Genomic DNA, 23519 nt, shown 5'->3' with positions numbered 1-23519 from the left:
GACGACAGTGTTTTTGAGTGATATAATATCTAAAAAGTATCAGCCGAAAGGAAGTTGAATATGTACAGACTTGATCTAAATAAAAGCTGGTCGCTGAAGAGCGGAGAAAAGACCTATACCGCCGATGTACCATGCTCATTATACAAAACACTTATCGAAAATAAAGTTATCCCCGACCCATATTACCGTGAGAACGAATATATATCCACAGACATCTGTGACAACGGCTGCACATTTGAAAAAACTTTCGATGTTGACAGCCAGCTGCTTGACTGCGGCAGAAAGATACTTCGCTTTGACGGCATCGACACGCTTTCAGAAGTCTGCCTTAACGGTGAACTGCTGGGCAAGACCGACAACATGCACCGCATATGGGAATACGATGCCAACGGAAAACTGAAAGAAAAAGGCAATATTCTGACGGTAAAACTGTTTTCGCCAAACGAGTATATCCGTCAGAAGCAGAAAGAACGCCCGCTTATCGGCGTTGAACATTCAATGGCAGGCTATCCGCATCTGCGCAAAGCACACTGCATGTTCGGCTGGGACTGGGGTCCAAAACTGCCTGATATGGGCATATGGCGTAACGTTTCGCTCTGCTTTTTTGACAAGGGCAGGATAAACAGCATTTATTTCACCCAGAAGCATGAGGGCGGCAAAGTTACCCTCTGCTGTACAGCTGATATGGACATATTGGAAACCGACCCGCCGGAAAAGATATCGGCAAGGCTTACTGTCACCTCCCCCGACGGCATCTCACAGACTTTTCCGATCGAGGAGGGCAAAGCTGAGGTCGTGATAGATGACCCAAAACTATGGTGGGTCAGAGGTCTGGGCGAACAGCCGCTCTACACCTGTACAGTTGAGATGTACTGCGGCGAACATATCTTTGACAGCGTAACGAAGCGTATAGGTCTGCGCACGCTGACCATATCACAGGAAAAAGATGAATGGGGCAAGGAGTTCTGCTTTATAAACAACGGTGTCAGGATATTCGCTATGGGTGCAAACTATATCCCCGAAGACCAGATAGTTACCCGCTGTACAAAAGAACGTACCGTTAAACTGCTGGATGACTGCAAGGCTGCCAACTATAATTTCATAAGAGTATGGGGCGGCGGATATTATCCCGATGAATATTTCTACGACTGGTGCGATGAGAACGGCTTTATCATCTGGCAGGACTTCATGTTCGCATGTTCGGCTTACCTGCTGACACCTGAGTTTGAAAGTACTGTACGCGCTGAGTTCAAAGACAATATCCTCAGGCTGAGAAATCACGCTTCTCTCGGCATGTGGTGCGGCAACAACGAGATAGAATCAGCATGGAGATACTGGGGCTGGGCTGATGACAAGCAGTGCAAAGCCGACTATCTGCGGCTTTTCGAGGACATCATACCCTCTATGCTCAGTGAACTTGACCCCGAAACCTTCTACTGGCCGTCCTCACCATCATCGGGCGGCGGCGGTACCGATCCCGACTCCGCCCAAGCAGGCGACAAGCATTACTGGGACGTATGGCACAATTTCAAGCCCATTGAGGCTTTCAGACAGTACCACTACCGCTTCTGCTCGGAATACGGTTTTGAAAGTCTGCCCGACATAAAGACCTGCCTGTATTTTGCAGACGAGAGCAAGGGTGACCTGGACTTATGCGGAAATGTCATGCAGGCGCACCAGAAATGTACACAGGGCAACGAAAAAGTAATGTACTATCTGGCACAGATGGTCAACTACCCATACGATTTCAGGCGGCTGATATACTGCTCGCAGATAGTTCAGGCTGACTGCATACGCTCAAATGTTGAACATATGCGCCGCGCAAGAGGTCGCTGTATGGGTTCGGCTTACTGGCAGGTAAACGACTCAAATCCTGTCATCTCATGGTCGAGTATCGACTATTTCGGGCGATGGAAAGCCCTGCACTATTACGCAAGGAAATTCCATGCGCCGATACTCCTCAGCTGTGATGACAGCGAACCTGCAAAGCCCGCGCTATATGTCACCAATGATACGCTGAACGATGAAGAACTTACTATAATTGAAAATCTGCGCGGGAATGACGGCAGTATCATCTGCAAGGGCGAATGCAGGGGCATCATCAAAGCGATGTCAGCAAAGAAAATGTGCATGACAGACTACTCTGCCGAACTTGCAGAACGCGAGGACAGACGAACAAAATACCTCGAATACAAGCTGATAAAGAACGGCGAAGTCATAAGCGGCGGCACGACACTGTTCGTCAGACCAAAGGAATTTATCTTCCTTCCCAGCAAGATAAATGCAGAAGTACATGACAGAGGCGACATCTTTGAAATAGGACTGACATCTGACAATTACGCTAAGAGCGTCTGCCTGTCACTGAAAGACTATGACTGCATTTTTTCAGATAACTGGTTCGATATTCACGGCAGTGAGAAAGTCAGCATAACAGCAGATAAGTCACAGCTGCCCGAAAACATGACTGCCGAACAGCTGAGATCACAGCTGCAAATACAAAACTACTGACAGGTGGCAGCTGATGGAAAAGAAAAACTCAAAAATAACTGCGGTGCTGTTCTGCGGGCTTATTATGACCATAACTGCGGCATCAGACTCGCTGAGGGGCGTATTTCTGCCGCAGCTGCGCAGTTCATTTTCGCTGACAGAACCGCAGGCAGGCAGGATAATAATGATAAGCTACGTGGGCAATCTGCTGTTTCTGTCAGTGGGCGGATACCTCTCTGACAGAATGCCGCGCAAGAGGTTCATCGGCGGGGTGCTGCTGCTTTGGGCTGCGGCACTGGCGACCTACGTTTTCACCGAGAATTACTACATTCTGCTGATAGCCATGATATTCTCGATGGGCGGCTCGACTATGATATCCACATCGGTCAACATCATCACTCCCCTGCTTTTTGCATCGCCTGCGATGCTGGTGAGCATTTTCAACTTTCTGCAAGGGGCAGGCATAACCTTCTCACAGAATGTCGGCGGACGATTTGCCGATAAGCTGAGATACTGGCACATCGCCAACGCCATACTGCTTACAGCGGCACTGATATGTCTGGCACTTCTGGTGACGCTGAAACTGCCCGACCCCGAAAAGCCTGAAAGCAGCGGCGGCGGATATTTTAAGATGCTTAAAGAACCCGCAAGTCCCCTGCTGATACTGATATGCGGCGGTTACTTCGTTGCAGAACACGGGCTTATGAACTGGCTGACATCTTACGGCAGCGAATATCTCGGTTTCACGGTGCAGATATCGGCATTCTACCTTTCTCTTTTCTTCGGCGGGATAACCGTCGGGCGGCTGGTATTCGCACCGCTTATCGACAGGATAGGCATTTTCAGAAGCCTGCTGATATGGTCAGCGGCAGGCGCAGGACTTTACACAACAGGCATCGCGCTGGGCAAAAGCGGTATGCTGCTGGTGGGCGCATCGGGAGTGGCATTTTCGATAATTTACCCGATGCTTGTCATGCTGATAGGCAAATTTTACGACCCTGCCGAAGCCGGCACTGCAACAGGCATGGTATTAAGCATTGCAACATTCTTCGACATCGGCTTCAACGCATTCTTCGGTGGACTGGTAGAAAAAGCGGGATACGGCAAGGCAATAGTCGTGCTGCCGATAAGCGCAGTGATGTTCTGCCTGCTGCTTTATGTGCTGAAATTCACGGTAAAGAAGTCAAAAGAGATCTCATAAGCGCAGATGCACGAAATTATTTTAACAGCGTGCATCAAACATATACAGCAAAACGGCGGTCCGCAAAGACCGCCGTTTTGTTATTCAGAAAGCGTTGTTGTTGAGCCTGTTTCTTATATCGCTGAGGGTAAATTCCCTGACTATCCTGCCGTCCTTAAAGACAGTTTCAAGCAGGTTGCCGTCGGGGATATTGCTGCCAACGTAGCCGTCCTTGTAGGCAAGTTCACCGTTTTCATCGCGGTAAACGTAGCACAGACCCTTCTGGCTCTTTTTGAATCCGCCCTCTTTCGGGTTTTTAAAGATGGGGTACTCTTTGCCGTCTATCTCAGCATAGCAAGCCTTGATGCAGCTGGAAAAAGTATCGCGCGTGAAAGGCTTGAGGATAGTCGCCCTACCCTTTATCTGCTGACCGTCTGCCGTTGTAACGGTGATGTCATCGTCCTCTTCTATGCAGTGCATCGAGAAAGAACCGACACCCAGCGCCACATTCGAGCAGGCAAAACCGTTCTTCATCAGTATCTCATATATCATCTCACAGCGCTGAACTGTTATGCTGTCGCCGTAAATGGCTTTAACGTGAGGGTCAAGCACCTTGTAGCCCTTGCTGTTCACTGTTCCGCCGAACTGTTCCCACAGCTTGAAGACTGTCTTTGTGACAACTTCAACGCAGTCGCCCGAATCGCCGCGCATCAGCATACAGCCGTTGTGCGCCATGATGTCATCGTGCAGCTTTGGCAGGATATTGTCGATGACATTCCAGTAATCGTAGGAGTCAAGTACTGCCGAAAAGCTGGTGTTCGGATAAAGTTCCCTGAGCATCTTCCTGAGGAAAGTTTCCTCATCGCCGTCAACTGCATAGTTCGAGCACATCACAAAATGTTCTGTGCTGACCGCGCCGTATGCAACAGACTCTTTCTCACAGTCTGCACCGAACATCTTTTCAAGATACGGTATCGCGGGAACGGTAGCAGTATTCTCAAAAGACATGCACCAGCCTGCCGCCGCTTTAAGTGCCGCATCAAGTCCCTGGTCGCCCCTGAAATCGAACGAACCCAGTGCCTTAGCGCGGGATATGTTGTCATCGCAGGTCAGGTCGTAATACTTGTTGACTATATCGCGGTAGGTCTTGCCGACTGTTGCTGTTATCTGCGGGTACCACATCTCAGCAGAGATAAGGCTTTCAAGCGCCTGCGGAAGCCATGCGAAATCAGGGTGGGTGTTGGTTATGCCGAACATCGGGACATGTACAGGTACAAGAGTGCCCTCAGGCAGTGCTATTATCTCCAGCGGCAGGTAGCCCAGTCTGTGAAGTTCAACAATGGAAGAAGTGTTGTAGATGCCCTTGCCGAAAGAATTGTCAAGCACGCGCTTGTAATCGGCAACTATCTCCTCTTCGGGCACTGCAAAGAAATTATCGTTGAAGTAGTCGATAAGCCAGGTCTTGCAGAACATCTGAAGCCCGAACATGACCACCTTATCCCAACGCTTTACACGGCTCATTCGCGGAGTATAGTAAGACATCGACTTAGTCATCTTCCGGTTTATCATATCTCTGTGGACTATCTTGTAAAAGTCGCACATCAGTGCAGCATTTATGCCTTTCATGGTGTATCTTCCTTTCTTACAGCTTCATTATCTTAAGTATGTCGTTTTCTGCCAGTGTGCAGATGGAGTTTGTGGTGTAGATATTCTTTATCAGCCCACAGCCGAACAGCTTGCCTTTTTCAATTGAATTTTCACAATGGCTGAAATAAACGTTTATATCCTTGCAGCCGAGTTCTTTCAGCTTTTGTGCCGAGTAGAAAACAGTTCCGCCGTAAGCACAGATATCATCTATTATAAAGATATTCCTGCCTGCGGGATCATCGCCGTCAACATCAAGACCCAGTATCTTGCCTGTTGACCAGTCACGCTTCTTTATGCCGAAACCTGCATGCTTTACCGTGAACATCGAAGAATAGCGCTTCATAGCACCCTCATCGGGGAAGAAAAGATAGTCGTTATCGGGGTCAAAGCCGGCGGCTTCCAAAGCCTTTCCGATATACGGCGCAGGGGACAGGTTCTCGCACCTGTCAAGCAGTGCCGCGCCAACACTTGAATGAACGTCCAGCACAGTCACCTTGTCAAAGCCGATGGCATTTATAAAGCGGCAGAAATATTTCAGCGTGAACACCTCTGTATCGCTGTGAACTCTGTCCATTCTTGCGTTGGGCAGATAGGGCATGAAAAGCGTCATTTCGGCTTTTGGAAAACGTTCTTTCAGATTAGATGCGATAAAGAAAAGCTGCATCTGCTCAGTTTCGTTCTCGTAAAGCCATCGAATTTCGACCTTTTCGCATTTGTCAGCCTGCGCAACGTCTATCTTCATGGTACCATCGGGGTAATTGTCGAACTGCGGCTTGATAAATTCTCCGCCGTCTATCTTATAGCTGAGCATTATGCCTCATTCCTTTCTATTTTCATCTGGCAGACAGCCATCGCGCTGAGTGCATTTTCGTGCGACTGCGGTGTTACGCCTGCACAGCATTCGCTGTTTATAACAATGGGTACTTCGGGGAAAGCAGCCTTTACTATCATCGCGTTGGAGATAACGCATATATCTGTGCAGACACCGATGAACTCTATCTCTTCAATATCTTTGCCGCCTGCCGCTTTTCTGATGACTGCGGGCAGTTCAGCCGAACCGAATACAGGCTTCTCGACCATTATATCACCCTCAGCCCTGACCGCTTCGATGCGCTCGTCCAGCTTCCAGCCATCAGTGCCGCGAACACAGTGTACAACAGGAAGATTCTTTCCCTCCTGAGTATTCATGTAATCCTCAGTATGGGTATCAAGTGTGAATATCACAGGGGTATCGGGAGTTTCTCTGCGGAATGCCGCTATCCTTTCAGCCGCCTTGTCAGCCGCCTTATCGCATTCAGCGTTTCCGAGAACACCTGTTGTGAAATCCTTTTGCAGATCAATAGCTACCAACATTTTCATAGTAAGACCTTCCTTTCAAGTTTTGTTTTCTTTGTAACTTTTAGTTATTATCTCTTTGTTGTTATCATTATAGCACTAATATGCGTTTTTGTCAACATGTCAATATATATAAAATTACACACAGTCTATTGTACATATTCGCAATATATAACAAAAAAACGGCGATCCTAATGATCGCCGCCGCTTTTTCGACTGCACAACGCTGTGCCAATGATATTGGGAGAAATAAAGCGCTATATGAGAGATTTCCGCCCCATCAGGGTGAGCCGTTCGATGCGCGACCTTGCTTACAAAGCTATGCAGGCAAAGGAAAGTTTTATAGCAAAGCATCAGCGTGAACCGAGCATAGACGAGATAGCCGAACTGACAGGTGAAAAGCGTGCCGATATCGTAACCGCTTTGGAGTCAATAACCGACCCTGTATCGATATACGAACCCGTCTACACTGAGGGCGGTGATGCGTTGTACATCGTTGACCAGATCTGTGACAGCAACGATGACAAAAGCTGGCTTGAAGAACTTAACCTGAAAGAAGCGTTAAAGACCCTCAAAGACCGTGAAAAGAACATCTTGTTCCTGCGGTTTTACAAGGGACACACTCAAATGGAGGTCGCAAAAGAGATAGGCATATCGCAGGCACAGGTCAGCCGCCTTGAAAAAAACGCACTCGACAAGATCAAATCACAGCTTTAAGAAATGCGGCTCATGTTTTTTGAAGTATGTCACCCTGTCAAAACCTGCCGCTTTCGCAAGCGCGATACCCTCCGCGATGCCTTTGCCGAGATCGGCAGTGCGATGCGCATCCGAACCGATGGTAAGTATCTCGCCGCCCAGCTGACGATAGAGTTTCACCAATTCAAAAGTCGGGAAAGTCTGCCCGTATTTCTGGCGGAGACCCGATGTGTTAATCTCAATGCCCTTCCCCTTTGAAATAAGCGTGCCGAAGATCTCTCTTATGACCTCTTCGTACTTTTCAAGGCTGACATCTATGCCGTATTCGCCGCAGATGTACCTCAGCGAATATGTCAGATGCCCCAGCACATCGAATTTGCCCCACTGACACATTTCTAAAGTCTGCTCAAAGCAGTCACACAGAAGATGGTCTATTTCTTCGGCTGACATCTTGCTGTAATCAAGATAATAGAAATCATCGACACCTGCATTCATGTGATGCGAACCGATGATGAAGTCAAGGCGAGGGTCATTTGCGATCAGTTCTGCTTTTTCTATGTTCTGCATCGGCTGACCGAGTTCGATACCCACGATCAAGTCGAACTTTTCCGCAAAGCGCTCACGCAGTTCGGTCTGCTCTGCTATGCTCGCAAGTGCATACCTGCCCGCGCCGTACATCATGGCATCAATAGTTTCCGGTGACGGTGCTTCCTCCCAGAAGTTAACATCGCAGTGATCGGTCAGCGCATAAGCCTTCATACCCAGTTCGGCAGCTTTTTCGCACATAGCCGAAGCGCTGTCATCAGCATCGGGGGAATGACTGCTGTGTGTGTGCATATCGAGAAGTATTTTTTCCATAGTATCACCTTTGTGGTCTTTCTATAAGCATTCCAAAAAGCCCGTTGGGCTGTGCTTTATGCCTGTATGTAAAATTACCTTTTTCAACAAAACAAGGGCAGCACAAGGCTGCCCCCGAAATATCAGTTTTTAAGGCTGTGCAGAGGCGCAGGTATCTGACCGCCGCGATTGATGAACTTGCTTGCCGATTCCTTTTTGAGCGGCATAACAGGTCCGCAGCCGAACAGACCGCCCCAGTCGAGTTCTTCACCCACATCTTTACCGATGGCGGGGATAACTCTGACAGCTGTTGTCTTGCAGTTTACCATACCGATAGCCGCTTCATCTGCGATTATTGCAGAAAGGGTATCAGCGGGAGTGTCACCGGGTACAACTATCATATCAAGACCTACCGAGCAGACTGCTGTCATAGCTTCCAGCTTCTCTATGCAGAGCGCGCCGCTCTTAGCCGCAGCTATCATGCCTGCATCCTCTGAAACGGGTATGAACGCACCCGAAAGTCCGCCGATGCGTGAGCAAGCCATAACGCCGCCCTTCTTGACAGCATCATTGAGCATGGCAAGACAGGCAGTAGTGCCGTGAGTACCACACTTTTCAAGACCTATCTCTTCAAGTATATGCGCTACTGAGTCACCAACAGCAGGTGTAGGCGCAAGTGACAGGTCAACTATACCGAAAGGCACGCCAAGACGCTCAGAAGCGATAGTGCCTACCAGCTGACCGACGCGGGTTATCTTATAGGAAATTTCCTTAATAACATCTGCAATGCCTGTGATATCAGCATCAGGATACTTTTTAAGAGCCGCCCTTACAACACCGGGACCGGAAACACCGACATTTATCATGCAGTCAGGCTCACCGACACCGTGAAAAGCACCTGCCATAAAGGGGTTGTCCTCAACAGCGTTGCAGAATACCACCAGTTTAGCCGCACCGAAGCAAGCCTGGTCAACAGTCTTTTCAGCACATTCACGTATAATGCCGCCCATCAGCTTTACAGCATCAAGATTGATGCCTGTCTTGGTAGAGCCGATATTTACAGATGAGCAAACTCTCTCAGTGGTAGCGAGTGCTTCGGGAATAGACTTGATAAGCTCGATATCGCCTGCCGAGAAGCCCTTAGGCACCAGTGCCGAGTAACCGCCTATCAGGTTTACACCGACAGTTTTGGCTGCCCTGTCCATAGCATGGGCAAACTTTACGGGTGAACCCTTGCATGCCGCAGAAACGATAGCGATAGGAGTCACCGAAATACGCTTGTTTATTATCGGTATGCCCAGTTCTTTCTCTATCTGCTCACCGACCTTTACAAGGTCTTTCGCCTTAGTGGTTATCTTTTCATAGACCTTCTCGCAAGCCTTGTCAATATCGCTGTCGATACAGTCAAGCAGAGAAATGCCCATTGTTATAGTACGTATGTCAAGACAATCGTCCTGTATCATACGTATAGTTTCAAGAATATCATATACGTTTATCATCTGTCAGAGTCACTCCTTAGATATGGTGCATGCAGTTGAAAATATCCTCGTGCATTACGTGGACTTTAACGCCCATTTCATCACCCAGCGCAGTCAGGCTGTCACTGAGGGTGGCGAAATCAGAATTCAGCTTGGAGATATCAACTACCATTATCATAGCAAAAAGTTCCTGCAACACCGACTGTGTTACCTCCTCAACATTCGCATTCAGCTCAGCGCACTTGGTGCTGACCTTTGCCAGAATGCCTACAGTATCCTTACCGATAACAGTTACAACTGCTCTCATATATATGACCGCCTTTCGTTACATTTTATTTTAACCTATTTATTATACCACATTATCCCGCTTTTGCCAATAGCTAATTTTATAAACATTCTATTAACGGGACAGCACTATCTTTCTTCTGTACTCATTTCTGAACTCTGCCCTGCCGCTGACACACATCTGCTGTAAAGTGACAGCATTCCGCTCCAGTTCAGATATCCTCGCCGCCCTTGCAGACAGCTTTTCGAGCGATGCCAGTGAAGTGCCGTATTCCAGGGTATTGTTTTTGCACGCCGCAAATATCTCACGCCCGCGTTCGTTGAGTGCCAGAACTCTGCCGTAAGGCACATCGAAAAAGTCGTGCGAAGTCACCCCCAGTGCAAGATAAAGTATCATTCGCCGTACCCTTGCAAGTGTGACCGCCTTGTGCTTGAACTGTGCTGCAAAGTCATCAACTGAACGAATGACCTCGCACTTTGTTTCACGGGTATTCACAAAACGCCTTGCAAGGTGAGCAGACATATCGGGCAGGCGTTGTATCTCAGCAGCCGAAGCTGTCATTATTTTCAGCAGCAGCGACTTATCTGCGTTTTTGATAAGAAAAGGCTCGTCCTGCAAAATTTTCGGTACAAAGGCAGAATGATCCTCGCCCGCCCCGATAAGTTCCCTGATATATGAAGCACTGGCTATGCCGTCTGTCGGTGAAGCGCTGTCATGGTCAGCACCTTTTCTGGCAACAGCGAAAGGTTCGACCCACTGAGCGTATTTACCCAGTGCTTTTATGTATTCGATGGCAAGCATGTTATTCGGCTTATCCAGCACAGCACGTATAGCGGGTATACCCGCAGCGGAAGCCACAGCTGCGGGATAAGGAACACCGTTTTCCAGCATATTACGCACATATTCCGAATCATCAAGTTCCGCTGATATCTCAGCTGCCTTTTTCAGCAGCGTAATATCGGCATCCTCGCAGCCGAAAGAAAGCATCGTAACGCCGCCCTCACCTAAGCCTGCAAGCAGCTGTACACCGCCCCTTGCAAACCGCTCGGCACTCGAACAGGAATAAGGACATGGCAGTTCGATAACGAGATCGGCACCGTTTTCAAGCGCCGTCTGCGCGCGGAAGAATTTGTCTGCCACAGCTACATCGCCGCGCTGAACAGCCGCACCGCTCATGATAACAACGATATGTGTCGCACCGAACCGCCTTGTTTCGGCAAGCTGATGCTTATGACCGTTGTGAAAAGGATTATACTCAGCTATAACTGCTGCGATCTTCATAGCTTGCCCTCCTCACTATTAACAAATTCACAGAATAAATATTGTGCAAAATGTATATTTATGTAAAACATACTTGAAATTTAAAGCAATTATTGTTATACTAATATTATATGATATCACAGCGGGATTGTCAAGCCCGATATGATATCACATTACTTATTGAGAGGAGATATTTTTCCAATGAAGATCATACTGGTTGTTAACGCAGGTTCTTCCTCGCTGAAGTATCAGCTGCTGAACATGGAGGACGAGAGCGTTATAGCAAAGGGTAACTGCGACCGTATAGGCATTGACGGTCATGTAAGCGCCAAGACAGGCGACGGCAGAAGCTATGAGGCTGACTGCAATTTCCCAACACACACTGAGGCTTTTGAGAAGCTGGTAGAGGTACTGACAAGCGGTGATACAAAGGTCATCGATTCGATGGACGAGATCTCTGCTGTAGGTCACAGAATAGTACAGGGTGCTGAGATATTCCGTGAGACATGTGCTGTTACTGATGAGGTCATCGACAAGATAGATGCTCTGGCTGAGCTGGCACCTGTTCACAATCACCCACACGCACTGGCACTGAGAGCATGTAAGGCTGTTCTGCCCGAAGGCACACCTCAGGCTGTCGTATTCGATACAGCATTCCACGCAACCATGCCCAGAAAGGCTTTCCTGTTCGGTCTGCCTTATGACTGCTACACTGAACTGCATGTAAGAAAGTACGGTTTCCACGGTACTTCTCACAGATTTGTTTCGGGCGAACTTGCAAGGGTGCTTGGCAAGAAGCCTGAAGAGTTGAAGATAGTTTCCTGCCATCTGGGCAACGGTTCTTCCATCACTGCGGTTGACGGCGGCAAGTCTGTTGATACTTCCATGGGCTTCACTCCTCTGGACGGTCTGGTAATGGGTACACGCTGCGGCGCTGTTGACCCATCTGCTGTTGAGTTCGTAGCTAAGAAGAAGGGCTTCACCCCTGACGAGATGACTGCTTACATGAACAAGAAGTCAGGTTTCCTGGGCGTATCAGGCATCAGTTCTGATAACAGAGATATCCAGAAGGCTGCTGCTGAGGGCAACGAGCAGGCACAGGCAGTAAACGAGATGCTGACCTATCAGATCAAGAAGTACATCGGTTCTTATGCTGCTGCAATGGGCGGTGTTGATGCAGTTCTGTTCACAGGCGGCATCGGTGAGAATGCACCTGAGGTAAGAGCAGAGTCCTGCGAAGGTCTGGAGTTCATGGGCATCAAGATAGATGCCGAGAAGAACAACTGCCGCGGCAAGCTGCAGGAGATCTCCACTGATGATTCTAAGGTAAAGGTATACGTTGTACCTACCAATGAGGAACTGCTGATCGCAAGAGATACTCTGGCACTGTTCTCCAAGTAATATACAAATAACTCCCCTGTGTGTACGCACAGGGGAGATTTTTTTGCAAAAACAAGATATGGTTATTCAGCCGATATGTAAAACTTAGCAGTCGTTTGAAAGAAATAGTCGTAAAACAAAAAGCGCGAAGCCAAAACTCCGCGCAATAATTCATCTCTGCTCACAGATCAGCTTGATAGCTGTTCTTTCCTCACCGTCTATCTCAACGTTGGCGAACGCAGGGATACATATCATATCTATGCCGACAGGTGCAAGATATCCCCTTGCGATAGCAATAGCCTTGATCGCCTGATTTGCAGCGCCTGCGCCGACTGCCTGAACCTCAACAGCGCCCTTATCCCTGATAACGCCCGAGATAGCGCCAGCAACAGAATTAGGTACAGATCGTGATGAAACCTTCAAAACCTCCACCATCTAACCCTCCTTATACTCAAAATAATGCTACGTGCTTTTATCACTTTACAGTAATATTATACTACATTTTGAAATATTTTGCAATAGTTATTTCCTTATTTTGTTTATTTACGACTAATTAATCTGGAAATATTTGTCGATTTTCCCGATTTTTCATCAAACGTTACCACAACGCCATTCAAAAAAGGGGGGTTTTTGCTTTCTTCAAATTTAACAGGCATATGATATTTGAATTTACTGATAATAAGTTCACTGTCAACACCAAGTACCGACAATTCGGGACCTGTCATACCGGCATCGGTGATATAGGCAGTGTGACCACCCAGAATGCACTCATCAGCAGTCTGGACATGGGTATGAGTACCCAGCACAGCAGTCACGCGCTTTTGCAAATAGAAGCCCATCGCTTTTTTCTCACTGGTAGCTTCAGCATGGAAATCCACGATGATATTCGGTGTGTCGATCTCTTTCAGCAGTTCGTCCATCTTTATGAAAGGATTGTCAAGGCTTTCAAGAAACATGGTACCCATTAGATTGACAACTGCTATCTTGACAGGACATAGATCAATATAAGTGACTCCCCTGCCCGGTACGCCGTCGGGAAAATTCGCAGGTCTGATAAGAAACTCACTGCTGTCATAGAGATCAGCAGTTTCCTTCCGCCTGAAACAGTGGTTACCCGTTGTGACCACATCGACCCCCATGCGCATCAGCCTGTCAAAAGACTCGGGAGTTATACCGTTGCCCTGCGCTGAATTCTCACCGTTGACGACCGTTACATCTATATCATACTCTCTTTTTATGTCAAACAAACGGCTTTCAAGATAATCACAGCCCGAACGCCCAACAACATCACCGATAAACAACAGGTTCATATCAATACCTCTTCTATTTTTCAGATAATTGTATTATACTACAAATCACAAAAAAAAGCAATAGAAAGTTAAAAATATTTGCTGTAAAAAATGCCGACACCCTTTCGGGCATCGGCATCATATAATTACTGATCGTTATCTTTGTTATCGGAAACAGGCTCACTCTTTCCATCTTCATCAAAAAGGAAAGGCATATCGATCTTGACTTCCACTTCCTGTTTGGTTTCTTCGTACTCAGATGCAGGCATCTCACCTTTCATAAGGCGCTCGAAGTTAGGACCATCGATCTTTTCATGCTTCATCAGATACTTAGCGATCATATGAAGCTGATCCATGTGTTCCTTAAGGATAGTTTCCGCTTCCTCAAAAGCATTCTCAACGATGGTTCTGATCTCATTGTCGATCTCAGCGGCAACATTGTCAGAATAGCTGGGAGTGTTGGTATAATCTCTGCCGAGGAACACTTCGTGCTCACCCTGACCGTAAACCACAGGACCCAGATTATCGCTGAAGCCGTATCTTGTGACCATATTTCTCGCGGTAGCAGTTGCCCTTTCGAGGTCGTTGGATGCACCTGTTGAGATATCGTCAAGTATCAGCTTTTCAGCAACACGACCGCCCAGCAGAACAACGATATTGTTATACATCTCGTTCTTGCTGACAAAAGCCTTATCCTTTTCGGGAAGACTCATTGTAAAGCCGCCCGCCTGACCTCTGGGTATAATGGTGACCTGATGCACCTTATCCTGCTTCTGTGCATAGTAAGTGCAGATAGCGTGACCGCCCTCATGGTAAGCCGTGAGTTTTCTTTCCTGCTCTGAAACCACTTTGGATTTCTTTTCGGGACCTGCAACGACCTTGATGGAAGCCTCTTCCAAATCCTCTCTGGTGATGGCTTTCTTGTTCTTTCGAGCCGCCAGCAGCGAGGCCTCATTAACAAGGTTCTCAAGATCTGCACCTGTAAAGCCTACAGTTGACTTAGCGATAGTGGAAAGGTCAACATCAGGCGCAAGGGGCTTGTTCTTGGTGTGGACTTTCAGTATCTCTTCTCTGCCCTTTACATCTGGGTAGCTGACAAGTATCTGCCTGTCAAATCTGCCCGGTCTTAGGAGCGCCGGGTCGAGGATATCACGTCTGTTGGTAGCAGCCATTACTATGACTGACTCGTTGTCCTCAAAGCCGTCCATTTCGACCAGAAGCTGGTTCAGCGTCTGCTCACGCTCATCATGACCGCCGCCAAGACCTGCACCTCTCTGTCTGCCGACAGCATCGATCTCATCAATAAATATTATCGAAGGAGCGCTTTTCTTAGCCTGCTCGAACAGATCTCTGACACGGGAAGCGCCGACACCGACGAACATCTCAACAAAGTCGGAACCTGAGATCGAGAAGAAAGGCACATTAGCCTCGCCTGCAACAGCCCTTGCCAGCAGAGTTTTACCTGTACCGGGAGGTCCCAGCAGAAGCACGCCTTTGGGTATCCTTGCACCGATCTCAGCATATTTTCTGCCGTCTTTAAGGAAATCTACGATCTCCTTGAGTTCTTCCTTTTCTTCATCAGCACCCGCAACATCGGCAAAAGTTGCTTTTTTGCTGCTTGGCGCGAGCCTTGCGTTGGTCTTGCCGAAACCTGTCATCTTTCCGCCGCCTGCGCTCTTCATCATGAATACAAAGAAGAATATCATGACACCAAGCATCAGGAAAGTCGGTATCAGATTGAGCCAGAAGCTGTTATCCGATATCGGTATAAGGTCATACTGCAAGGGATCATTTGGGTTTGCAGCATCATACTGCTTGCGGTAGTTGACAGCTTCTTCACCGCCCAGCACCTCGCTTACAAAAAGTGAAACGTTGGGCACCTTATAGTTTTTCTCTTCATCCGGTGCGTCCTTGAGCTTGTATTTCAGTTCACCCGAACCCAGATCAAGCTGAAACTCCGAAACCTCCAAAGCATCAAAATGCCCCATTACTTCGGAATACTTGACCTCATCGGACTTACTGCTCATGCTCATCAGCATATAGACCAGACCTGTAATAATACAGATCGAAACTATCAGATAGATCAGCAGCGATCTTCCTCCGTTTTTCAATCGATCACATCCTTTTGTTCTGATTTTGCGGCGAGCCGCTTTGCTATACCGATTAAGTATAGACCTCATATGTGAAAACAGCGTGAAAATACTGTCATAAACAGTGGTTATTCACGCCTATCATCAAATACAAGCACACGCCTTGTGTTATCGTCGATCTTAACCCTTTCAGCGGCACCGCTGCCCTCCGCGAGCACAACGCCCTCGTCATCGGCAAGTATCACAGCACCATCGCGCTTATGAGCGGGAAAAGCCTGTTTCATAAGCACTCTTACATCAGAATTGAAGCTGCGCCCGACCAGTCTTATCTTGTCACCTGCGCGGCGCTTTCTCAACACAATAACACCTCTTATTTTATCATAATCTAAGCAGGAATTTGCAAACTTTTTATTAACATTTTCAAATTTCCCATCAATTTCTATAATTTTAAAGCAAATATGTCTGTTTTGCCAGATAATAACAGTATCGGGTCTGATAACGACCTCATCTTCGGCGCTTTTAGGTCTGTTATTTTCGTTGTAGATATAAAGGATATCTGACTTTGTATATGCAAAGCATTCTGACTTGACACTTGCTTTTCCGCCGTTGTTAACAAGCTGTTCGATCAACTCGATCTTATCCTGACTTATCCCGATATCATTTTTTGCCAGTATACGCATTATTACCCTTCTGCGCAGAGGATAATCAAGACCTCTGATGGTTTTACGTGAAAATCCATCTCCTATAATGCTCTCTTCAAAAGCCTTATCCGCCGTTTTTTCAAGAAATGCGCTGTCTTCACGCAGAAAGCCCAGCGTTTTCGCAAAAGTTTCCATAAGTGACGGATTGATCTCTCTTAACACAGGCACAACCTTGTGACGCAGCTTGTTTCGTGAATATTCGTCAAGCAAATTAGTCGAATCTGTTACGAAATCCTGACCACGCTCAGCCAGATATGCTTCGATATCAGCGCGGCTGCACTCTATCAGCGGGCGGATGATATTCCCTCTTACAGGCGGGATGGAAGCTATACCTTTCAGCCCCGAACCCCTAGCCAGATTGAACAGCGTTGTTTCAAGACAGTCATCAAGGTTATGAGCTGTACATATCTTATCGGCGGATATTTCCTGTAAAGCATTATACCTTAACAGTCTTGCGCCCTCTTCTTCCGATACGGGATTAGCCCGACAATAGGCGGGTACATCGACACGCCTGACTATTATCCCGATACCCAGCCCCTCACACAGCCTTTCGCAGAAATGCTGATCTCTGTCAGCTTCCTCGCCGCGTATACAGTGATTGACATGGCACGCCGAAACATCGTATCCCAGTTCATCAAGACACAAAAGGAGCGCAGCGCTGTCTGCTCCGCCCGAAAGCCCGACCAGCAAGCGCTCGCCCTTTTCAGCCATATGAAATTTTCGGATAGTTCTCTCGACCTTTGCGGCTAACTCACTTTTCATCTTTTCTGAATTCCAATCCTCTGAACAATGTGTACTCGCCTATCCAGCTGAGTTTGACTGTTGCCGTCTGACCATGACGGTTCTTCGCCACGATACATTCTGCCACAGTCTGGTCTTCCTTTGAATCTGCATAATAAGCATCTCTGTAAAGGAACATGATTATATCTGCGTCCTGCTCGATAGAACCCGATTCTCTCAAGTCAGAGAGCATTGGTCGCTTATCCTCACGCTTTTCCGAACTACGTGACAGCTGTGACAGTGCGATTATCGGCACACTCAGCTCTTTAGCCATCAGCTTTATCTGTCTGGTAATCTCGGAAACTTCGGTAACACGGCTGCTGTGCTTGTTTGGCGACTCCATCAGCTGTATGTAGTCAATGACTACAAGCCCAAGATTTTTCATTCTTCTGAGTTTTGCCTTCATCTTCGGCACAGTTACGCCGCCCGCGCCGTCATCAAGGTAGATGGGAAGCTGTGAAAGAACATCTGCCGCTTCCGCCAGCTTAGTCCAGTCATCATCTTTCATCTCACCGTTTCTCAGCAGAGTATTGTTGACCTTGCCTTCCGAAGCCAGCATTCTCGATACCAGCTGTTCTTTACCCATTTCGAGTGAGAATATGACAACATCGCGCTTAGTCGCCTTGCAGCAGTTGACCGCCATATTCAGTGCAAAAGCAGATTTACCCATCGCAGGTCTTGCAGCCAGCACTATAAGGTCGGTCTTCTGCAAACCTGTCGTTATGCTGTCAAGCTGTGAGAAACCCGATCTTGCGCCCTGAAACTCAGCTGCATCGGGACCTGATATCTCGGTCAGGTGATGGAAAGTTTCCACGATGACATCGCTTATCCTTGTAAGTCCCTCAACATCTTTGCCCTGACGGATATTGAATATCTTCTGCTCAGCACTGTCAAGCAGTGCGCCGGGATCATTTCCGCCCTTGTTGACACCGTCGATTATCTCGTTGGCGACATTCAGCAGAGAGCGCATCTGCGCCTTTTGCAGGATTATGTTACAATAACTCTCGATATTCTTGGTCGATGGCACATTTTCCATCAGACCATACAGGTAGTTCATCGCCATAGTACTGGTTTCAAAAACGCCTGTATTAACACATTCATCGACAACCGTGACGATATCCTCAGCCTTGCCCGTAGTGAACATTCGCATCAGTATCGAAAAGACCTTTTGCAGCTGGGGCATATAGAAATTCTCAGGTTTGAGCATTTCCATCGCCTTTTCGCGGGTACCTATCGGGTCTAACAGTATCGAACCGATGACAGCTTCCTCAGCTTCGGGGCTGAATGGTATTGCCCGCTGAACTTTGTCGGCGGGCGCAGCACCATCATAGTCGATATTATCTATGCGATCGGGCATATTATTCCTCCACGACCTTTACCTTTATACCGCAGGATACGCCGTGAGTCATCTTGACATTGGCAGTGAAGTCACCAAATGCCTTGATATCAGCACTCAGGTTTATCTTCTTCTTGTCAACATCAACGCCGAACTGTTCTTTCAGAGCATCGGCAACAACACCTGCGGTTATAGCGCCGAACAGCTTTCCGCCCTGACCTGCCTTAGCCTTGATAACGACTTCCTTATCCTTTATCTTCTCAGCTATAGCCTTGTTATCAGCAGTTTCAACATCTATCTTGTGCTGTTCGGAAGCCTTTTTGCCTGCAAGGTCATTGAGGTTCTTTGCGTTTGCTTCAACAGCCAGACCCCTTGCTATAAGGAAATTTCTAGCGTAGCCGTCAGCCACGTTCAGAGTATCCCCTGCCTTGCCCGAACCTTTAACATCTTTAAGTAAAATAACTTTCATTTTCAACACGCCTTTCTTTTAATTGGTATTGTTTCTTATAAAATCATCTATCGCTTCACGAAGCAGTCTTTCAGCCTCGTCAAGTTCAACAGGCATCTGCGCCGCCGCCATCGTCAGATGACCGCCGCCGCCCAGTGCCTCCATAATGACCTGAACATTGTATCTGCCCATACTTCTTGCAGATATATTCACGGTATTGCCCTGCTTATACATAACAAAAGATGCGAAAACCCCTGTTATGCCCAGCATTTCATCAGCCGCCTGTGAAGCCGCCACGCGCACATTGTCGAAACTGCCGTCAGCCTTTGCGATGGCGCATTTGCGGTATATCTCTGCGGAATTTATCACCTTTGACTTCTCATGATAAGTTTCGATGGAATTTGCGAACATCGACTTTACCGTTACAGTATCAGCGCCCATCTTCTTTAGGTACGCCGCTGTTTCAAAAGTAGTGACACCCGTCTTCATCACAAAATACTTTGTATCAAGCATGATACCCGAAAGCAGAGCCTCCGCCGCATGTGCATCTATACTCGTCCTGTCGCCCCAGAGTTCGATTATCTCGGTGACAAGTTCTGCCGCCGATGAAGCACCGGGTTCAAGACACTGGGCTATAAGCGGCTCGATGCCCTTTACCATACGCCTGTGGTGGTCTATGACAACGATATTCTTAGCCCGCGCAATCATTTCCTTTGACTCGACCAGTTCAGGATTATGGGTATCCACCACTATCACAAGTGTATCCGAGTCAAGCCTGTCAAGCCCCTGTTCAGGGGTTATGTAATAATTGGATATCTCGTTTTCTTCGATGTAATTTATCAGAGAAAGCGCAAGGTTCTTCTCCTTATCGACAACCACATAGCACTCGGAAACTATCTTCCTCAGCGCACAGCACAGACCCGTAGCCGAACCGATGCTGTCAAGGTCACCAAACCTGTGACCCATTATCAGAACCCTTCGGAAGCCCTGTGCATCTTCGGCTTCTGTCCTGTAGTTGCCCATGCTTTCTATACTGCCGGGCTTGATTATCTCCAGCAGAGTTTCTGCAAATATACGTATCTTTACGCGGTTGTTGTTATCAGCACCCGTAGACACACCGCCGAAGAACCTGAATTCGCCGTTCTCACGGTAAGCTGCCTGATCGCCGCCGCGTCCCTGACAGAGTTCAAGCGCCTGTTTAGCCAGCTTTTCGCACTCTTCAAGACCCTTGCCCTCTCTGCCGACACCTATCGAAAGTGTTACATTCGTCTTGCCGCCGATGCGTATCTGCCTTGCTTCTTCAAGTATCCTGAACCTGTTCTCTATCTTGCGTGAAAGATATCTCTCCTCCATGAAAACATAGAACTTGTCATCTGAAACTTTCTTGGCGATGGCGGTAGTGCCTTCGAGAAAGCGTTCCATCAGCTTCTCTATCTCAACAGCGACATGCGCCTTTTCACTCTCACGAATGTCTGACATCATAGCATCGTAGTTATCTATCACTATGATTATAACACCGTTGTGCGACTGATAGGCTTCATACCTGAGTTCGGTATAATCTGTGACATCTTTGAAATAGACCATTGACAGACCGTTGCGCAGGTCGGAATGCACAGCATGTGCCACATAGTAGCGCTTGTTCAGGCATATCTGACAGCCGTCCTCGCCGTAGGCGCGGTCAAGGTCGATATTCATTATCTCGGTGAGTTGTTCACCGTAAGGGTCGATGTCATACAAACTCTTCTCAAAGAGTTTATTGAACCATACCACGCTGTTCTCGCTGTCAAGTATAACACAGGGCGCGGGAAAATACAAAAGTGAGTCCCTTTCTGTCCTTACAAGCTGTGTGGCTGTCTTTGTCAGATATTTGTGGGTCTGATTTCTGAAAACGAATGCTTCCAGCAGAAGAAGTAAAATACTCACAACAGAAACCAATATCAGCACGCTGCCCGAACCTTTTTTCTCAATGGTTGAATGCAGCATAAATGCCCCTATAAGCGCCGCAACAGCGATAACGCCCATTGTAGCCCCCAGCAGCACCAGAAAGTTTCTGTTCTTTTTCACTGCCTGTCAACTCCTTTGCAAAATCCTTTATCTGTTCATACAGCGTTTTTCTATATCTCCATTATTATCGGCAATATCATGGGGCTTCTCTTGGTCCTTCTGAATATGAAATCAGAAAGATTGTCTTTCATCTTGCCCTTTATCGCGTTCCATTCGTGCATGTTATTATCAAGGCAGGTCTGGAGAGTTTCTGTCAGCAGTTCTTTAGCCTCGTTCATAAGTTCTTCGCTTTCGCGGACATACACAAAGCCTCTGGACACAAGGTCGGGTCCCGAAAGTATCTCACCGACCGAGCGGTCTATGGTCGCAACTGCGATTATCAGACCGTCCTCAGCCAGATGTTTTCTGTCCCTGAGGACTATTGCGCCGACATCTCCGACACCAAGACCATCTACCAGCACCTTGCCCGCAGGTACTTCACCGGTGATGCGCATATCGACACCATCAGTTTCGATGACATCGCCTATACCCGCGATTATGATATTCTCTTCGGGAATGCCTACGGTCATGGCAGTCTGCTTATGCTTCATAAGGTGCTTGAACTCGCCGTGTACCGGTATGAAGAACTTCGGCTTTGTGATGGAGAGCATCAGCTTCTGCTCTTCCTGACAAGCATGACCCGAAACGTGTACTTCATACATTTTCTCATAAACCACCTCAGCGCCCAGTTTCATCAGGTCATTTACGACCCTTGTGACCAGCTTCTCGTTGCCCGGTATCGGGTTAGCGGAGATGATAATAAAATCCTGCGGAGTTATGCTTACCTTGCGGTGTTCATTCATCGACATTCTCGAAAGCGCAGACATCGGTTCGCCCTGACTGCCTGTAGTTACCAGCACTATCTGTTCCGGCAGGTATCTGCCTATCATATCGATATCTATAAGCACGCCATCAGGTACTTTAAGGTAGCCCAGTTCGATGCCGACACTTATGACATTCACCATACTGCGCCCTGAAACAGCGACCTTTCTGCCTGTGTTGACAGCATTATTGATTATCTGCTGTACGCGGTGTATGTTAGATGCAAAGGTAGCGATGATTATGCGCTTGCCCTCAGCCTTTGCAAAGAGCATTTCGAGATTATCCCCGACCTTGCGTTCACTGGCGGTGTAGCCCGGACGCTCCGAGTTTGTGGAATCTGACATCAGTGCAAGGACGCCCTTGTTGCCCAGTTCGGCAAAGCGCGGCAGATCAATTATGCCGCCCTCGATGGGTGTGTAATCCACCTTAAAGTCACCCGTATGGATAAGAACGCCTGCGGGAGTATGGATAGCCATACCCACCGAATCGGGTATAGAGTGGTTCACCCTTATGAACTCGACCGCCATACAGCCCATTCTGATGGTCTGACGTGGTGTCACGGTATTCAACTTTACACTGCCCAGCAATTCATGTTCACGCAGTTTGCCCTCGATAAGTCCGATGGTAAGCCTTGTACCGTAAACAGGCACGCTTGGGAACTTTTTGAGAAAATACGGCAGACCGCCGATGTGATCCTCATGCCCGTGAGTTATAACAACGCCGCGCAGTTTTTCAAGATTCTTCTCCACATATGTGAAGTCGGGTATGACTATATCGACACCCAGCATCTCGCTGTCGGGAAAAGCAAGTCCGCAGTCGATGATGAACATGTCGTTTGAACATTCAATGACCGTGAAGTTCTTGCCTATCTCATTAAGACCGCCCAGCGGGATTATCTTGACAGGCGTGCGCCTCTGCGCGTCCTTAGAAGAACGCTGTGAAGCCGCCCTGCCGTTTGGATGCAGCTTATTCTGCGATGATGCTCCGTCATTCTTACGTTTCAGCGGAACACCTCTCAGCTTGCCCTGCTTTGGTGTGTAGCGTTTTGATGTCTTTCTTTTTTCAGAATTAGAATTGTTATTAGCCATGATTTGATAAATGCGCACAATTGCACCGCAAACAAGCCTCGGCGCAGAGGTGCGCAAAAAGCTCCTTTCCTTCGGGCAGACGCCGCCCGATAATTATTCGATTTTTCCGTTAGATAGGTGTATAAAGCGGCAGCCTTGGGCTGAATGGATAGCCCTTAGACGAATAAAAGCTGAAACGAGGCAGCCGTCATGATCCGCAAAGTGATGCGGAATATATCCGAACAAAAATATCTTATTCTATTTTACTCTATTTTTGTCCGAATGTCAAGGGCATATTCACCAAAGAATATCGGTGTACTTATTTTTGTACTAAAAGCCGATTTATGAAAAAATTCA

19 protein-coding genes are annotated in these 23519 nt (G+C 47.7%); 4 read left to right on the top strand and 15 right to left on the bottom strand.

What is annotated here, in order from left to right:
• Positions 1-60 precede the first annotated feature (60 nt).
• Positions 61-2508: a beta-mannosidase gene (locus CUS_RS07930; RefSeq protein ID WP_002849293.1), complete on the top strand. Its 2448-nt coding sequence runs from the start codon at positions 61-63 to the stop codon at positions 2506-2508.
• Between the two features lie 13 nt (positions 2509-2521).
• Positions 2522-3688, top strand: a complete 1167-nt coding sequence (locus CUS_RS07925) for an MFS transporter (RefSeq protein ID WP_002849460.1) — start codon at positions 2522-2524, stop codon at positions 3686-3688.
• Between the two features lie 84 nt (positions 3689-3772).
• On the opposite strand, the gene CUS_RS07920 is transcribed toward CUS_RS07925, so the two are convergent.
• From CUS_RS07920 to CUS_RS07910, 3 genes are read right to left on the bottom strand one after another with little or no spacing between them, the layout of a single operon-like run.
• Complete coding sequence (locus CUS_RS07920; protein ID WP_002849341.1) at positions 3773-5293, bottom strand: nicotinamide phosphoribosyltransferase domain-containing protein; 1521 nt, start codon at positions 5291-5293, stop codon at positions 3773-3775.
• Between the two features lie 16 nt (positions 5294-5309).
• A complete protein-coding gene (locus tag CUS_RS07915; protein WP_002849375.1) occupies positions 5310-6125 on the bottom strand; it encodes a hypothetical protein in 816 nt (271 codons plus the stop codon).
• Positions 6125-6673: a cysteine hydrolase family protein gene (locus CUS_RS07910; protein WP_002849305.1), complete on the bottom strand. Its 549-nt coding sequence runs from the start codon at positions 6671-6673 to the stop codon at positions 6125-6127. Before CUS_RS07910 ends, CUS_RS07915 begins: the two co-directional genes overlap by 1 nt.
• Before the next feature lie 237 nt (positions 6674-6910).
• Between CUS_RS07910 and CUS_RS07905 the strand changes: the two genes are divergently transcribed.
• Entirely contained in the window at positions 6911-7366 is a 456-nt protein-coding gene (locus CUS_RS07905) for a sigma-70 family RNA polymerase sigma factor (protein WP_415753094.1), read from the top strand.
• Here the strand turns inward: CUS_RS07905 and CUS_RS07900 are convergent.
• The 4 genes from CUS_RS07900 to CUS_RS07885 all read right to left on the bottom strand — a co-directional run bounded on the left by CUS_RS07900 (position 7355) and on the right by CUS_RS07885 (position 11227).
• On the bottom strand, positions 7355-8203 hold the full coding sequence (locus tag CUS_RS07900) for a histidinol-phosphatase HisJ family protein (protein WP_002849364.1): 849 nt from the start codon (positions 8201-8203) through the stop codon (positions 7355-7357). The two genes, CUS_RS07905 and CUS_RS07900, sit on opposite strands and share 12 nt — an antisense overlap.
• Positions 8204-8325: 122 nt before the next feature.
• Positions 8326-9681, bottom strand: coding sequence for a PFL family protein (locus CUS_RS07895; protein WP_002849182.1), 1356 nt, complete (start codon positions 9679-9681; stop codon positions 8326-8328).
• A gap of 16 nt (positions 9682-9697) precedes the next feature.
• On the bottom strand, positions 9698-9967 hold the full coding sequence (locus CUS_RS07890) for an ACT domain-containing protein (protein ID WP_002849384.1): 270 nt from the start codon (positions 9965-9967) through the stop codon (positions 9698-9700).
• Positions 9968-10060: 93 nt separating this feature from the next.
• Positions 10061-11227: a tRNA(Met) cytidine acetate ligase gene (locus CUS_RS07885; protein ID WP_002849319.1), complete on the bottom strand. Its 1167-nt coding sequence runs from the start codon at positions 11225-11227 to the stop codon at positions 10061-10063.
• A gap of 180 nt (positions 11228-11407) precedes the next feature.
• Between CUS_RS07885 and CUS_RS07880 the strand changes: the two genes are divergently transcribed.
• On the top strand, positions 11408-12607 hold the full coding sequence (locus tag CUS_RS07880; RefSeq protein ID WP_002849528.1) for an acetate/propionate family kinase: 1200 nt from the start codon (positions 11408-11410) through the stop codon (positions 12605-12607).
• Positions 12608-12757: 150 nt separating this feature from the next.
• Here CUS_RS07880 and CUS_RS07875 read toward each other — a convergent pair whose 3' ends face one another.
• The 8 genes from CUS_RS07875 to CUS_RS07840 all read right to left on the bottom strand — a co-directional run bounded on the left by CUS_RS07875 (position 12758) and on the right by CUS_RS07840 (position 23183).
• Complete coding sequence (locus CUS_RS07875) at positions 12758-13018, bottom strand: stage V sporulation protein S (protein ID WP_037276934.1); 261 nt, start codon at positions 13016-13018, stop codon at positions 12758-12760.
• A gap of 107 nt (positions 13019-13125) precedes the next feature.
• Positions 13126-13896: a TIGR00282 family metallophosphoesterase gene (locus CUS_RS07870; protein ID WP_002849377.1), complete on the bottom strand. Its 771-nt coding sequence runs from the start codon at positions 13894-13896 to the stop codon at positions 13126-13128.
• A gap of 125 nt (positions 13897-14021) precedes the next feature.
• The gene (gene ftsH, locus CUS_RS07865; protein ID WP_080559535.1) at positions 14022-16055 is read right to left on the bottom strand and encodes an ATP-dependent zinc metalloprotease FtsH; all 2034 of its coding nucleotides are present in this window, start codon (positions 16053-16055) and stop codon (positions 14022-14024) included.
• Positions 16056-16093: 38 nt separating this feature from the next.
• The gene (gene tilS, locus CUS_RS07860; RefSeq protein ID WP_002849368.1) at positions 16094-17428 is read right to left on the bottom strand and encodes a tRNA lysidine(34) synthetase TilS; all 1335 of its coding nucleotides are present in this window, start codon (positions 17426-17428) and stop codon (positions 16094-16096) included.
• Entirely contained in the window at positions 17418-18803 is a 1386-nt protein-coding gene (dnaB, locus tag CUS_RS07855; RefSeq protein WP_002849400.1) for a replicative DNA helicase, read from the bottom strand. The genes tilS and dnaB overlap by 11 nt, the downstream gene beginning before the upstream one ends.
• A gap of 1 nt (position 18804) precedes the next feature.
• Complete coding sequence (gene rplI / locus CUS_RS07850) at positions 18805-19251, bottom strand: 50S ribosomal protein L9 (protein ID WP_002849219.1); 447 nt, start codon at positions 19249-19251, stop codon at positions 18805-18807.
• Between the two features lie 18 nt (positions 19252-19269).
• Positions 19270-21294 (bottom strand): DHH family phosphoesterase, encoded by a 2025-nt coding sequence (locus CUS_RS07845; RefSeq protein WP_002849184.1) that lies wholly within the window; start codon positions 21292-21294, stop codon positions 19270-19272.
• A 50-nt stretch (positions 21295-21344) separates the two neighbouring features.
• Positions 21345-23183, bottom strand: a complete 1839-nt coding sequence (locus CUS_RS07840) for a ribonuclease J (RefSeq protein WP_002849344.1) — start codon at positions 23181-23183, stop codon at positions 21345-21347.
• Positions 23184-23519: the final 336 nt, after the last annotated feature.

Source organism: Hominimerdicola alba 8, from assembly GCF_000178155.2.
GTDB lineage: Bacteria > Bacillota > Clostridia > Oscillospirales > Ruminococcaceae > Hominimerdicola > Hominimerdicola alba_C.
Note: the sequence above shows the minus strand (reverse complement) of the source record. Positions and strands in the feature narration are given on the sequence as shown.